Source organism: Mesorhizobium sp. LSHC412B00, assembly GCF_000503035.1.
In the GTDB taxonomy this organism is placed as follows: Bacteria; Pseudomonadota; Alphaproteobacteria; order Rhizobiales; family Rhizobiaceae; genus Mesorhizobium.
In genome coordinates, this window is record NZ_AYWB01000015.1 from 77,337 (window position 1) to 90,172 (window position 12,836).

A 12,836-nucleotide genomic window follows, 5' to 3' on the forward strand; every position below is an offset into this window, starting at 1 on the left:
AGGACAATAGGAAACTATTATTGGCGACGGAACGAGCACTTTCGTTCTACGGACCGACGTTGGGCCGACAATCTTTCGTTTGTGCGGGGAAGGCTCAGGCCTTGTTGACCGCCAGCGACGTGGCCAGGTCTTCCATGCGCTGGGCGAGCGCGCCGAGCGCGCTGGTCAGCACGGTGTCGTTCTTGTCGGCCTTGGTCAGCGCTTCGTCGCGCGTCTTGCGCAGCGTCTGCACTTCGGTCTCCATGCCCTTGACCCGCTTCTGCAGCTCCGAAAGCTCGTCCATCACCATGATGCCGGCCATCACCGTCAGCCGCTGGTCGCCGATCTCGCCGAACGAATCCTTCAGATGCGAGACATAACGGTCGAACCGCTCGGCGAGGTCGATCAGGTGCTCTTCCTGACCCTCGTCGCAAGCCATGCGATACTGCTTGCCGTCGATGGAAACCGTGACCTGTGCCATGGCCTGCAGCTCCTACCTGTCCAGCACCGCGCGGATGGTTTCCATAGCGGTCACCAGGCGGCGCGAAACTTCCTTGTTGGCATCTTCCAGCCGTTCGGCGCGGGCTTCGGAATTGTCGAGTTCCTGCGCCAGCCGTGAACGGTCGGCGTTCATGCGCTGCACCTCAGCCTCGGCTTCGGAATAGTCGCGCTCGTGCTCGAGCTTGGCCGCGACGGCGTTTTCCAGCCCCTCGATGGCCTTGCCCAGCCTGTGGATGACTTCCTTGAGTGTGGTTTCGCCGGTCATGGCCTTCGTCCTGTGCCCTGCCCATCACCGAATCGCTTCGCGTTCAGAACGCGTTAACAAGGAAACATTAGGCACCGGGTGAAGGCAACGTCAACAAAGCTCTCGCGACTGTCCCCCGTTAACGCTAATGTAGGTCGCCCCATAAGGTCTCAAAGCCATCACAAGACCGGCAAATGTGCAGCCGATTTGTTGACTAAAAGCCCGTGGCTGCTATGTGTCGCGCACTCTTTCCTGGGCTCTGCCAAGCCCACAAATCCCCACCCCGGAGGTACCATGACGTCGCGTGAACAACATGACCGGATGGCCAATGCGATCCGTTTTCTCTCCATGGACGCCGTCGAGAAGTCCCAGTCCGGCCATCCCGGCCTGCCCATGGGCTGCGCCGACATCGCCACAGTGCTGTTCACCCGCTTTCTGAAATATGATCCGAAGAACCCCCATTGGCCGGACCGCGACCGCTTCATCCTGTCGGCCGGCCATGGTTCGATGCTGCTCTACTCGCTGCTGCATCTGACCGGTTACGAGGACATGACCCTCGACCAGATCAAGCATTTCCGCCAGCTGGGTTCCAAGACTGCCGGCCATCCCGAATACGGCCATGCCACCGGCATCGAGACGACGACCGGCCCGCTCGGCCAGGGTCTCGCCAATTCGGTCGGCTTCGCGCTCGGCGAGCGCATCATGAACGCCGCCTTCGGCAACGACCTCGTCGACCACTACACCTATGTGCTGGCCGGCGACGGCTGCCTGATGGAAGGTGTTTCCCAGGAAGCCATCGCGCTGGCCGGCCACCTCAAGCTCAACAAGCTGATCGTCTTCTGGGACAACAACAACATCTCGATCGACGGTCCGGTTTCGCTTGCAGACAACACCGACCAGGTCGCCCGCTTCCAGGCCTCGGGCTGGAACGCCAGCCACATTGACGGCACCGACCCCGAGGCGATCGCCTACGCCATCGAAGCCGCCCGCCATTCCGACAAGCCGACGATGATCGCCTGCAAGACGACCATCGGCTTCGGCGCCCCGACCAAGGCCGGCACCAACAAGGCGCACGGTTCGCCGCTCGGCGCCGACGAGATCGCAGGCGCGCGGAAATTCTTCAACTGGGACTCGCCGCCCTTCGAAATTCCGGCCGACATCCTCGACGCCTGGCGCACCGCCGGCAAGGCCGGCGTCAAGCCGCGCACCGACTGGGAAGGCCGCCTGGCCAAGGCCAAGCCTGAGTTGAAGGCCGAGTTCGAGCGCCGCCTCGCCGGCAAGCTGCCGTCGAATTTCGATGCCGTCCTTGCCGACTACAAGAAGAAGCTGTCGGCCGACAAGCCGAAGGTCGCCACCCGCAAATCGTCGGAAATGGCGCTGGAAGTCATCAATGGCGCGGTGCCGGAAACCATCGGCGGCTCTGCCGACCTCACCGGCTCCAACAACACCAAGACCAGCCAGACCAAGAACATCACGCCGGACGATTACGGCCAGCGCTATGTCCACTACGGCATCCGCGAGCATGGCATGGCGGCCGCCCTCAACGGCCTGACGCTGCATGGCGGCCTCATCGCCTACGGTGGCACCTTCATGTGCTTCTCTGACTATGCCCGTCCGTCGATGCGGCTGGCGTCGCTGATGGGCATCCGCTCGATCTTCGTCATGACCCATGATTCGATCGGTTTGGGCGAAGACGGCCCGACCCACCAGCCGGTCGAGCACCTGGCGGCGCTCCGCGCCATCCCCAACCACAATGTCTTCCGTCCGGCCGACGCGGTGGAAACCGCCGAATGCTGGCAGATTGCCATTGAATCGGAAAAGACCCCGTCCACCCTGGCGCTGACCCGCCAGAACCTGCCGACGGTGCGCACCGAGCACTCGGCCAGGAACCTCTCGAGCCAGGGCGCCTATGAACTGGCCGCGGCGAGCGGCGAAGCGGCGGTGACGATCTTCGCCACCGGCTCCGAGGTCGAGATCGCGCTCGGCGCCCGTGATTTGCTTGAAAAGCATGGGCACCCGACCCGCGTCGTCTCGGTGCCTTGCTTCGAACTGTTCGACCAGCAGAGCGACGCCTATCGCAAGGAGACGATCGGCAACGCGCCGATCAAGATGGCGATCGAGGCCGGCATCCGTCAGGGCTGGGATCACCTGATCGGCTCCGACGGCATCTTCATCGGCATGACCGGCTTCGGCGCTTCCGGCACCATCGAGCAGCTCTACCCGCATTTCGGCATCACCGCCGAAGCCGCGGCCAAGGCGGCGGAAGCCCGCCTGCACGGCAAGTAAGATCAGGGTCAGTCCCGCGCACCTCCAAGGCGGATTCGCGGGGCTGGACCAACCTAATCGATTTAAGTTCGGCCTTCTGCGGCTGGATTCTTGTGCCATCCGCCGCTATGAAGCTGCGGACCCATCTGCCGCCTCCAGCTCCCAGGGAGAGTAAAATGACCGTCAGAGTTGCCATCAACGGATTTGGCCGCATCGGCCGCAACATCCTGCGCGCCATCCATGAATCCGGCCGCAAGGACATCGACGTCGTCGCCGTCAACGACCTCGGCCCGGTCGAGACCAACGCGCATCTGCTGCGCTATGACAGCGTGCACGGCCGCTTCCCGCACGAAGTGTCGGTCTCGGGCGACCAGATCACCGTCGGCAAGGAGACCTTCAAGGTCACCGCGATCAAGGACCCGGCGCAGCTGCCGTGGAAGGAGCTCGGCATCGACATCGCGCTCGAATGCACCGGCATCTTCACCGCCCGCGACAAGGCTGCCGCGCATTTGACCGCCGGCGCCAAGCGCGTCGTCGTCTCCGCGCCTGCCGAAGGTGCTGACCTCACCGTCGTCTACGGCATCAACCACGACAAGCTGACCAAGGACCACATCGTCATTTCGAATGCGTCCTGCACCACCAACTGCCTGGCGCCGCTCGCCGCAGTGCTGCACGAGACCGTCGGCATCGAAAAGGGCATGATGACGACGATCCACTCCTACACCGGCGACCAGCCGACGCTGGACACCATGCACAAGGATCTCTACCGCGGCCGCGCGGCTGCCCTGTCGCAGATCCCGACCTCGACCGGTGCGGCCAAGGCGATCGGCCTGGTGCTGCCCGACCTCAAGGGCAAGCTCGACGGCATCTCGATCCGCGTGCCGACCCCCAACGTCTCGGTCGTCGACTTCAAGTTCATCGCCAAGCGCGCCACCACCGTGCAGGAGATAAACGAAGCGGTGATCGCTGCCTCCAACGGCAAGCTGAAGGGCATTCTCGGCGTCACCCATCATCCGAATGTGTCGATCGACTTTAACCACGATCCGCGCTCGTCGATCCTGGCGCTCGACCAGACCAAGGTCATGGACGGCAACTTCGTTTCGGTGCTGTCCTGGTACGACAATGAGTGGGGCTTCTCCAACCGCATGGCCGACACCTCGGTCGCCTTTGGCAAGACCATCGCCTGATCTGAAGGCATCGTCTCGCAGCTTCGAACGCCCGGCTGTGCCCGGGCGTTTTTCGTCAGCGCGCCGGGCAAGGCGCGCCGAGCCGCCAAACGCCGGAAAATCAGCGGCCTAAGGCAAAAAGCCATCCTTGCGCCTTGCACCGGCCATGCCTTCGCCCCACTCTCCCGTGAATCGGTAGAAAGAGGAATTCGAGGGGCAAATCACGGATGGAGCATGCGATCTATCTCGTCACGCTGGTCGGCACAGCGCTAGTCGTCGCCGCAGCGTTCTCGAGCCTGATCGCCTTCCGCTTCGGCGCCCCGTTGCTGCTGCTCTTCCTCTGCATCGGCCTCGCCAGCGGCGTCGATGGTCTCGGCATCGAATTCGACAATGCGCGCGTGGCATATTTTGCCGGCTCGCTGGCGCTGGCGGTCATCCTGTTCGATTCCGGTTTCGGCACGCCGCTCAACGCGCTGCGCCAGGCGGCCGGACCGGCGGTGTCGCTGGCGACCTTCGGCGTAATCCTGACCACTGGCCTGTTCGGCGCCGCCGCCTATTACCTGCTCGACCTCAGCTGGCTGGAATCCTTCCTGCTCGGCGCCGCGGTCGCCTCGACCGATGCGGCGGCCGTCTTCTTCCTGCTACGCGCCGGCGAGATCAATCTGCGCGAACGCGTGCGCGCGACACTGGAAGTCGAATCCGGCACCAACGACCCGATCGCCATCTTCCTGACCATCACGCTGGTCGAGATCATCGCCGCCCACGCCAATCCGGAGACCCATGTGCTGGTCACCGACCTGATCCTCGGCTTCCTGCTCAATATGGGGCTCGGCGCCGTCGTCGGCGTGCTTGGCGGGCTCGGCATCGTGCGCCTCGTCGACCGGCTCAACCTTGACCATGGCTTGCTGCCGATCTTCGTGCTGACCCTGTCACTGATGGTGTTCGCCGCGGCCGGCGCCATTGGCGGCTCGGGCTTCCTGGCGGTCTATCTCGCCGGGCTCATTGCCGGCAACTCCGACATCCGCGCCGTCACCATCCTGAAGCGCTTCCAGGACGGCATGTCGTGGCTGGCACAGATCATCATGTTCCTGATCCTCGGCCTGTTCGCGACACCCTCGCAGTTTCCGGCGATCATGGTGCCGGCGGTGCTGCTCGGCCTATTCCTGATGTTTGTCGCGCGCCCTGTCGCCGTCTGGCTCTGCCTGATCCCGTTCCGCCTGCCGCGTCCCGAGATCGCCTTCGTCTCCTGGGTCGGCCTGCGCGGCGCCGTGTCCATCCTGCTTGCCATCACCCCGCTGCTCGGCGGACTGGAGAACGGCCGCACCATCTTCAACGTCGCCTTCATCATCGTGCTGGTATCGCTGGTGGTGCAGGGCTGGTCGGTCGGTCCGCTGGCGCGCCGGCTCGGCCTGATCGTGCCGGCGAGGCTCGGGCCGCTCGACAAGGTCGAACTCGAACTGCCGGGCTCCGCCCATCACGAACTGCTCGCCTACCGCGTGGCGCCCGGCAGCCCGGTGGCGCGCGGCGAGCGTATCCCGCGCTGGGCACGGCCCTCGTTGGTGCTGCGCGACGGCCGCTCGATGCGTTTCCAGGACATGGGCCGGCTCGCGGCCGGCGACCAGGTTTACATCTTCGTGCCCGACCGCTATCCGCGCCTGCTTGACAAGCTGTTTGCCAGCCGCGCCGTAGTCGACCCCGAGGATGCCGACTTCTTCGGCGCCTTCGCCGTCGATCCCGCCCGCTCGGCCGCAGAGCTCGAGGCCGCATACACACCGGGATTGAGCGAAGCCGAGCAGAAGCTCACCGTCGGCGCGCTGGTGACGGCAAGGCTTGGCGGCCATGCCGAATATGCCGACCGGGTGCTGATCGGCCCGATCGAATTGATCGTCCGCGACGTCGACGACAAGGGCAAGATCACCGGTCTCGGCCTCTCCTTCGAGCCGACCGCGCCGGTGGCGCGGGTTCCGGTGTTCCTGAGCGCCGGCGAGATCGGCGATCGTGTCTCCGCCTTCATCCGCAACTGGCGCAAGCCGACCGAGACGCAGAATGCAGAGGCGACAGCCAATGAGAAGGCCCTTGAGCCGACGGCGGAAAAGATAACGACCGAAGGCTGACAAGCGATCGGTTCACGCTGACGTCCCGCATCATCACGACAGCCTTCGCCTTGATCTCAAAATTTAGCTCGCACCCCGGCTCAAGCCTTGCATCGTCATCGATGCGAGGTATGGTCCCGGCGATTTTCCACGGAAAGGAACCCGCATGGCCGCCTTCAAGACACTCGACGATATCGGCAATATCAGCGGCAAGCGCGTGCTGGTGCGCGTCGACCTCAACGTGCCCGTCGCCGACGGCAAGGTCACCGACGCCACCCGCATCGAACGCATCGCGCCGACCATCGCCGAGCTGTCCGGCAAGGGCGCCAAGGTCATCCTGCTCGCGCATTTCGGCCGCCCGAAGAATGGTCCCTCGCCCGAATTCTCGCTGGAGCCGATCGCCAAGGCTGCCGCGGAGGTGCTTGGCCGCCCCGTCGGCTTTGCCGGCGACTGCGTCGGCGACACGGCGGGCAGTGCGGTCGCCGCCATGAACAAGGGCGATGTGCTGCTGCTGGAAAACACCCGCTTCCACAAGACCGAGGAGAAGAACGACCCGGCCTTTACAGAGCGGCTCGCCGCCAATGGCGATATCTTCGTCAACGACGCCTTTTCCGCCGCTCACCGGGCGCACTCCTCGACCGAAGGCCTGGCGCGGCTGTTGCCGTCCTATGCCGGCCGCACCATGCAGGCCGAGCTCGAGGCGCTGGAGAAGGGGCTCGGCAATCCGGTCCGCCCTGTCGTCGCCATTGTCGGCGGCGCCAAGGTGTCGACCAAGATCGACTTGTTGATGAACCTGGTGAAGAAGGTCGACGCGCTGGTGATCGGCGGCGGCATGGCCAACACTTTTCTCGCCGCGCGTGGCACCGCTGTCGGCAAGTCGCTGTGCGAGCATGACCTTGCCGCGACCGCCAAGCAGATCATGATCGAGGCCGCCGAAGCCGGCTGCGCCATCATCCTGCCTGTCGACGGTGTCGTCGCCAAGGAATTCAAGGCGGGTGCCGCCAGCGAGACCGTTGCCATTTCGGATGTCCCGGCTGACGGCATGATCCTCGATGTCGGCGAAAAGACCGTGAAGACGATCGGTGAATGGATCGACCGCGCCGCGACGCTGGTCTGGAACGGCCCGCTCGGCGCCTTCGAGATCGAGCCTTTCGACCACGCCACGGTGGCGGCGGCCAGGCACGCGGCGGCCCGCACCAGGGCCGGCAAGCTGGTCTCGGTCGCCGGTGGCGGCGACACGGTGGCCGCCCTCAACCATGCCGGCGTCGCCGACGACTTCACCTATGTCTCGACCGCCGGTGGCGCTTTCCTGGAATGGATGGAAGGCAAGCCGCTGCCCGGCGTCGACGTCCTGAAGAAGCAGGCCTGATCGGGACGAGGGCGTCAAACGAGGCGCTGGAAACTTTCAATCGATTCGAGCTTTCCGATGCCATTCCTTTGGCGGTAGACTTCCCTTAAGCGCGGAACAACACCGTCAAGGAGAAGAAAAAATGAGCGAACGTCTCGAAGACATTGCCGCCGCGATGGTGGCCGGCGGCAAGGGCCTGCTGGCCGCCGATGAGAGCTCCGGCACCATCAAGAAGCGCTTCGACGTCATCGGCGTCGAATCGACGGCCGACAGCCGCCGCGACTACCGCGAGATGATGTTCCGCGCCACGGACGCGATGACGAAGTACATCTCCGGCGTCATTCTCTACGACGAGACCATCCGTCAGAAGGCTGCCGACGGCACGCCTCTGGTCGACATCATCAAGGCGGCGGGCGCCATCCCCGGCATCAAGGTCGACGCCGGCGCCAAGCCGCTGGCCGGCTTTCCCGGCGATACCGTTACCGAAGGCCTCGACGGCCTGCGCGAACGGCTCGCGGATTATTACAAGCTCGGCGCCCGCTTTGCCAAATGGCGCGCGGTGATCGACATCGACACCGGCAAGGGCGTGCCCTCGGTCAATTCGATTGGCTCCAACGCCCATGCGCTGGCCCGCTATGCCGCACTGTGCCAGGAGGCCGGCATCGTGCCGATCGTCGAGCCGGAAGTGCTGATGGACGGCGCGCACGACATCGACACCTGCTACGACATCTCGAAGGCAACGCTGATCAAGCTCTATGACGAGCTGCATGCGGCGCGCGTTGTGCTGGAAGGCACCATCCTGAAGCCGAACATGGTGCTGGCCGGCAGGAAGTCGGGCAAGGTGAGCAGCCCCGAAGAGGTCGCGGAAAAGACCATAAAACTGTTCCGCGAAACCGTACCGGCAGCGGTGCCGGGCATCGCCTTCCTTTCGGGCGGGCAGTCGGACGAGGAGGCGACCGCCAACCTCAACGCCATCAACGCCATCGGGCCGCATCCGTGGAAGCTGACCTTCTCCTATGGCCGCGCCTTGCAGGCCGCCCCACAAAAGGCCTGGAGCGGCAAGGCATCGAACGTCGCCTCCGGCCAGGCCGCCTTCACCCATCGTGCCCACATGAACCATCTGGCGGCGCTGGGACGATGGACGGCGAGCCTCGAACAGGCCGCCTGAGCGCAGTCCTCCCGTTGTCATACAACCCGGGCCGATGCGCCCGGGTTTTGTTTATGACAAGGCGGGCTTGGGATGGAGTTCGCCCATCCTTATCTCCTTTTCGGCAAAAGCTGACGGCGATGTCGGTTTCTGCCCACCCCAAACGTCCTTGGGTGAACAGACAGGGAGAACTTCATGACTCGCAAGAAGGTGGTTTCGCGTGAAGACTGGTTTGAGGCGCACAAGGCGCATCTGGCGCGCGAGAAGGAATTGACACGGTTGCGTGAGCGCATCGCCGCCGAGCGGCGTGAACTGCCCTGGATGAAAATCCGCAAGGACTATGTCTTCGAGACCGAGCAGGGTCCGAAGAACCTGGCCGGACTGTTCGGCGCCAACAGCCAACTGATCGTCTACCACTTCATGATGACGCCAGGATCGAACCACCGCTGCGAAGGCTGCTCCTTCCTTGCCGACCATATAGACGGCGCCGATCAGCATCTCAGGCGCCACGACGTGTCGCTGGTGGTGGTTGCGCGCGCGCCGCTGGCGGAACTGCTGCCTTACAAGCAGCGTATGGGCTGGAAATTCGACTGGGTGTCGTCCTACGCCTCGGATTTCAACTTCGACATGCAGGTCTCCTTCACCGACAAGCAGATCGCGGCCGGCGACACCACCTACAATTTCGAGACGCGTCCGCGCACGTCAAAGGACCTTCCCGGCACCAGTGTTTTCTACAAGGAAGAGAACGGCGACATATTCCTTACCTTTATGTCGCGCGCCCGCGGCGGCGAGGCCCAGATCGGCACTTACGACTATCTCGACATGACACCGAAGGGCCGCGGCGAAAATGGCCCTTATCATAGCCTGATGGACTGGGTACGGCTGCATGACGAATATCAGGACAACCAGGCGGACAAGCCGAACTGCTGCGACTAGAAGCTCGTTCACCTCAGGCGAAACTTGCGCTAAGGCTGCCGCTGATCTCTAAACGGTATCGCCATGCGCTTCCCGGCCCTTCTCACCTGGCTTGCCTACCCCGTTTATGTCTGGCAAGGGCTCGGCGTGCGCCGCCGCGCCACCCGCATGCTGCCGGCACAAGGGCCGGTGATGCATGAGATATCCGGCAAGCCGCCGGCGATCTCGCTGCTGGTGCTGGGGGATTCCTCCGCCGCCTCGGTCGGCATCGGCAATTCCGAGGACGGGCTTGCCGCGCAGCTTGCCATGCTGATCGCAAAACGAACCGGCCTTGCCGTGCGCTGGCGCGCCGCCGGCTTCAACTCGGCAACGTCGGGCCAGATCCGCGACCACGTCCTGCCCAATCTGTCGGCCGATCCGTGGACGCACATCGTGCTCGCCATCGGCACCAACGACACCAAGAATTTCCACTCGGTACCGCGCTTCAAGAAGGAGTTCGGTGGCCTGCTCTACGCCCTGCGCGCCAAATGGCCGGAGGCGCGCGTGGTGTGGTCGCCGGTGCTGGAATTCACCCGCGCGCCGGCCATGCCGCCGCTGCTCGGCAAGATACTCGAAATCCGCGCTACCGCAATGAACCGCATGGGCGAGCGCCTCTGTTTCGAGCGCGGCGCCGTGCCGGCGCCACGGCTGCCGATCACCAACCCTGAGGCTGGCTTTGCCTCCGATGGCTTTCATGCCTCGGAAGCCGGTTACCGCGCCTGGGCCGAACATCTGGTCGGATGGGTGCTCGCCGATTGACCAGGGTGAGCACAGGCTCGAGCCGGTTGGCTTCAGAGAAGTGACGCGAGTATTTTCAAATACTGTTGATTGCAGCCTGCTTCCAATGGATCTGAGCCAGAATATCATCCAGCAGCAATGGATGAGCTACGGCCTGGATTCCGAAACCGGCAACGACACCTGCACGCTGACCGGCAACCGCGCCGAATCGAGCAAGCATGTCATTCCGGCCGGCCCGGCCAACGGCACGCCTTTTATTGCGGCGAACCTGCCGGAATTCATGACGACGCGCGGTGGCGATTACTTCTTCGTGCCCAGCCTCAACGCCATCCGGATGATTGCCATGGGAACGGTGGACCCGACCTGACCCTCAAGGCTATGCCCAGTGCCCCAGCGCACCCGCCAGCGCGATGGCCGCCATGGCGATCAGGGCCAGCTTCCAGAAATCGCCGCGCCGCTTCAGGCCCGGCCAGCCGAGCGGCTTGATCAGCTGAATGGCCATTATGCCGATGATGACGAGCGCGAGGAGTTTCGACATGCCCGCCTTTGAGCAGCATCGCGACAGGCTGTCAAAGCGGTTCTTGCATGGTCTCGGTCGACTTGGCCATTCCTGACAAAAGGCTCGTTTCCGAACCGGCCGCCAAGCACCTCGCAGCTTTCTTCAACGAGCTGACATGCTCCTGACAGACTGCTGTCAGGAGGGGTATGCGATAGTGTCTCCATCAGAGAAGAGGAGATGGTCATGAACAGCTTTGGTATTTTGAACAGCGTACAGCACTATGTCGGCAAGATCCGCACGATGCGCAATGAAGTCCGTACCCAGCGCTTCCTGAACTCCTTGCCGGCGGACATCCGCAAGGACATTGGCTGGCCGGATATGTATGAGGGTCACAGCCGCATTCGCGAGATCTGAGGCGTTTTACATGACAATGCTTGGATGCGGACCCCGCAACGCCCGGATCATTGACATGGACCCCCGGGCGGCGACGCCTTGGGCTGGCGCAAAGACTTTTGGCGCCTGCTACGGACAATGCTGAAGGCTCCTGACAGAATGCTGTCAGGAGCACCATGCCATAAACGTGTCAGGAGACATGAATGGTGAAAAGCTGGAACGACAGGCTGAACACGCCGGGCGTCAACGGCGTGAAGCCGACGCCACGCACAATGGGCGACGTCGTCGAGGGCCAGCCGATGCTGGTGCCGACGGCCCGTCAGGTCGATGATTTCATCCGCACGATCCCCAACGGCCTCGAGATGGATGTACGCGCCTTGCGCACCGCGCTCGCCATCGAGCATGGGGCGCAAGTGACATGTCCGGTCACCATCGGCTATCATCTGCGAACCGTCGCCGAAGCCGCCAATGAGGATCTCGAACGCGGCATGACGCTGAACGATATCACGCCGTACTGGCGTGTGCTCGACGTGAACACGCCGACAACGAAGAAGTTGTCCTTCGGCGCGGAATTCGTCGCCGTGCAGCGCAAGCGCGAAGGACTTAAACCATAATGCGTGTCGCCCAAAAGTGCGCAGCGGTTTTTGGGAGAACGACAAGCATAAAACAGGACATGGATGTCACCCGGAACCGGTTTTGGGACCATGTCATTCATAGACAAGCAGCCGAGGGACCATACGATGCGACGTGCCGACAGGCTCTTTCAGATCGTGCAGCACCTGCGTGGCGGCCGGCTGGTCACCGCCCAGAAGCTCGGCACATGGCTCGAGGTTTCCGAGCGGACCATCTACCGCGATATCGCCGATTTGCAGTCGACCGGAGTGCCGATCGACGGCGAGGCCGGCGTCGGCTACATGATGAGGGAGGGTTTCGACCTTCCGCCGCTGATGTTCACGCGTGACGAAATCGTCGCGCTGGTCGCCGGCGCCCGCATGGTGCGGGCCTTTGGCGGCGCGGCCATGGCGCGTGCGGCCGACGAGGCGCTGGTCAAGATCGGCGCCGTCCTGCCCGACGCCGAGAAGGACCGCATCGCCCGCACCGAGATCCACACGCCGATGTGGGTGGTGAGCGACGCCGCGCGTGAGGCGATCGACGTGATCGAGCGCGCTGTCGAGAAGCGACAGGTGCTGACCATCGACTACCGCGACGAGGCCGGCCGCGGCACCGGGCGTGACATCCGTCCGCTCGGTCTGTGGTTCTGGGGCAAGGTATGGACGCTGGTTGCCTGGTGCGAGATGCGCGACGATTTCCGCGCCTTCCGCATCGACCGCATCGCCTCGGTGGTCATCGCCGGCCGCATCTTCAAGCCTGAGCGCGGCAAGCAGCTTGCCGACTTCTACCGCGCGGTCGAGCGCAGCGAGGATTATGGCATGACGGCGGACCGGGCGGCGCGCAGCTGAGATTTCGACAATCAGTTAAAAAGCCCGCTCGAAGCGGGCTTTTTTGTTG

14 protein-coding genes are annotated in these 12,836 nt (G+C 63.7%); 11 read left to right on the plus strand and 3 right to left on the minus strand.

The window, feature by feature from the left end:
- Nucleotides 1–94: 94 nt before the first annotated feature.
- Together X757_RS142030 and X757_RS142025 are read right to left on the minus strand one after the other, a co-directional pair.
- Nucleotides 95–460, minus strand: coding sequence for a cell division protein ZapA (locus X757_RS142030; RefSeq protein ID WP_023670127.1), 366 nt, complete (start codon nucleotides 458–460; stop codon nucleotides 95–97).
- A gap of 12 nt (nucleotides 461–472) precedes the next feature.
- A complete protein-coding gene (locus tag X757_RS142025) occupies nucleotides 473–745 on the minus strand; it encodes a DUF4164 domain-containing protein (protein ID WP_023670128.1) in 273 nt (90 codons plus the stop codon).
- Between the two features lie 273 nt (nucleotides 746–1,018).
- Between X757_RS142025 and tkt the strand changes: the two genes are divergently transcribed.
- From tkt to X757_RS141985, 8 genes are all read left to right on the plus strand, one after another.
- Nucleotides 1,019–3,010, plus strand: a complete 1,992-nt coding sequence (gene tkt / locus X757_RS142020) for a transketolase (protein WP_023727299.1) — start codon at nucleotides 1,019–1,021, stop codon at nucleotides 3,008–3,010.
- Between the two features lie 155 nt (nucleotides 3,011–3,165).
- A complete protein-coding gene (gene gap, locus X757_RS142015) occupies nucleotides 3,166–4,176 on the plus strand; it encodes a type I glyceraldehyde-3-phosphate dehydrogenase (protein ID WP_023683984.1) in 1,011 nt (336 codons plus the stop codon).
- Between the two features lie 206 nt (nucleotides 4,177–4,382).
- Entirely contained in the window at nucleotides 4,383–6,269 is a 1,887-nt protein-coding gene (locus X757_RS142010; protein WP_023727300.1) for a potassium/proton antiporter, read from the plus strand.
- A gap of 145 nt (nucleotides 6,270–6,414) precedes the next feature.
- Nucleotides 6,415–7,617 carry a phosphoglycerate kinase gene (gene pgk, locus X757_RS142005; protein WP_023727301.1) on the plus strand — a complete coding sequence of 401 codons (1,203 nt, stop codon included), beginning with the start codon at nucleotides 6,415–6,417 and terminating at the stop codon, nucleotides 7,615–7,617.
- 121 nt (nucleotides 7,618–7,738) lie between these two features.
- Nucleotides 7,739–8,764 (plus strand): class I fructose-bisphosphate aldolase, encoded by a 1,026-nt coding sequence (locus tag X757_RS142000; RefSeq protein ID WP_023727302.1) that lies wholly within the window; start codon nucleotides 7,739–7,741, stop codon nucleotides 8,762–8,764.
- 174 nt (nucleotides 8,765–8,938) lie between these two features.
- A complete protein-coding gene (locus X757_RS141995) occupies nucleotides 8,939–9,679 on the plus strand; it encodes a thioredoxin family protein (protein WP_023727303.1) in 741 nt (246 codons plus the stop codon).
- A gap of 63 nt (nucleotides 9,680–9,742) precedes the next feature.
- On the plus strand, nucleotides 9,743–10,456 hold the full coding sequence (locus X757_RS141990) for an SGNH/GDSL hydrolase family protein (protein ID WP_023727304.1): 714 nt from the start codon (nucleotides 9,743–9,745) through the stop codon (nucleotides 10,454–10,456).
- Nucleotides 10,457–10,541: 85 nt separating this feature from the next.
- Nucleotides 10,542–10,802, plus strand: a complete 261-nt coding sequence (locus tag X757_RS141985; protein WP_023706279.1) for a hypothetical protein — start codon at nucleotides 10,542–10,544, stop codon at nucleotides 10,800–10,802.
- A 9-nt stretch (nucleotides 10,803–10,811) separates the two neighbouring features.
- Here X757_RS141985 and X757_RS1000000167055 read toward each other — a convergent pair whose 3' ends face one another.
- A complete protein-coding gene (locus tag X757_RS1000000167055) occupies nucleotides 10,812–10,973 on the minus strand; it encodes a hypothetical protein (RefSeq protein WP_023727305.1) in 162 nt (53 codons plus the stop codon).
- Nucleotides 10,974–11,177: 204 nt separating this feature from the next.
- Between X757_RS1000000167055 and X757_RS1000000167060 the strand changes: the two genes are divergently transcribed.
- From X757_RS1000000167060 to X757_RS141975, 3 genes are all read left to right on the plus strand, one after another.
- Complete coding sequence (locus X757_RS1000000167060) at nucleotides 11,178–11,348, plus strand: hypothetical protein (protein ID WP_023670139.1); 171 nt, start codon at nucleotides 11,178–11,180, stop codon at nucleotides 11,346–11,348.
- 182 nt (nucleotides 11,349–11,530) lie between these two features.
- Nucleotides 11,531–11,941, plus strand: coding sequence for a hypothetical protein (locus X757_RS141980; protein WP_031199867.1), 411 nt, complete (start codon nucleotides 11,531–11,533; stop codon nucleotides 11,939–11,941).
- Nucleotides 11,942–12,067: 126 nt separating this feature from the next.
- Nucleotides 12,068–12,787, plus strand: a complete 720-nt coding sequence (locus X757_RS141975; protein ID WP_023727307.1) for a YafY family protein — start codon at nucleotides 12,068–12,070, stop codon at nucleotides 12,785–12,787.
- Nucleotides 12,788–12,836: the final 49 nt, after the last annotated feature.

Bases quoted from the DNA above. Each gene is read 5' to 3' on its own strand.
- X757_RS142030 (WP_023670127.1), bottom strand. From the start codon at position 460: ATGGCACAGGTCACGGTTTCCATCGACGGCAAGCAGTATCGCATGGCT.
- X757_RS142025 (WP_023670128.1), bottom strand. From the start codon at position 745: ATGACCGGCGAAACCACACTCAAGGAAGTCATCCACAGGCTGGGCAAG.
- tkt (WP_023727299.1), top strand. From the start codon at position 1,019: ATGACGTCGCGTGAACAACATGACCGGATGGCCAATGCGATCCGTTTT.
- gap (WP_023683984.1), top strand. From the start codon at position 3,166: ATGACCGTCAGAGTTGCCATCAACGGATTTGGCCGCATCGGCCGCAAC.
- X757_RS142010 (WP_023727300.1), top strand. From the start codon at position 4,383: ATGGAGCATGCGATCTATCTCGTCACGCTGGTCGGCACAGCGCTAGTC.
- pgk (WP_023727301.1), top strand. From the start codon at position 6,415: ATGGCCGCCTTCAAGACACTCGACGATATCGGCAATATCAGCGGCAAG.
- X757_RS142000 (WP_023727302.1), top strand. From the start codon at position 7,739: ATGAGCGAACGTCTCGAAGACATTGCCGCCGCGATGGTGGCCGGCGGC.
- X757_RS141995 (WP_023727303.1), top strand. From the start codon at position 8,939: ATGACTCGCAAGAAGGTGGTTTCGCGTGAAGACTGGTTTGAGGCGCAC.
- X757_RS141990 (WP_023727304.1), top strand. From the start codon at position 9,743: ATGCGCTTCCCGGCCCTTCTCACCTGGCTTGCCTACCCCGTTTATGTC.
- X757_RS141985 (WP_023706279.1), top strand. From the start codon at position 10,542: ATGGATCTGAGCCAGAATATCATCCAGCAGCAATGGATGAGCTACGGC.
- X757_RS1000000167055 (WP_023727305.1), bottom strand. From the start codon at position 10,973: ATGTCGAAACTCCTCGCGCTCGTCATCATCGGCATAATGGCCATTCAG.
- X757_RS1000000167060 (WP_023670139.1), top strand. From the start codon at position 11,178: ATGAACAGCTTTGGTATTTTGAACAGCGTACAGCACTATGTCGGCAAG.
- X757_RS141980 (WP_031199867.1), top strand. From the start codon at position 11,531: ATGGTGAAAAGCTGGAACGACAGGCTGAACACGCCGGGCGTCAACGGC.
- X757_RS141975 (WP_023727307.1), top strand. From the start codon at position 12,068: ATGCGACGTGCCGACAGGCTCTTTCAGATCGTGCAGCACCTGCGTGGC.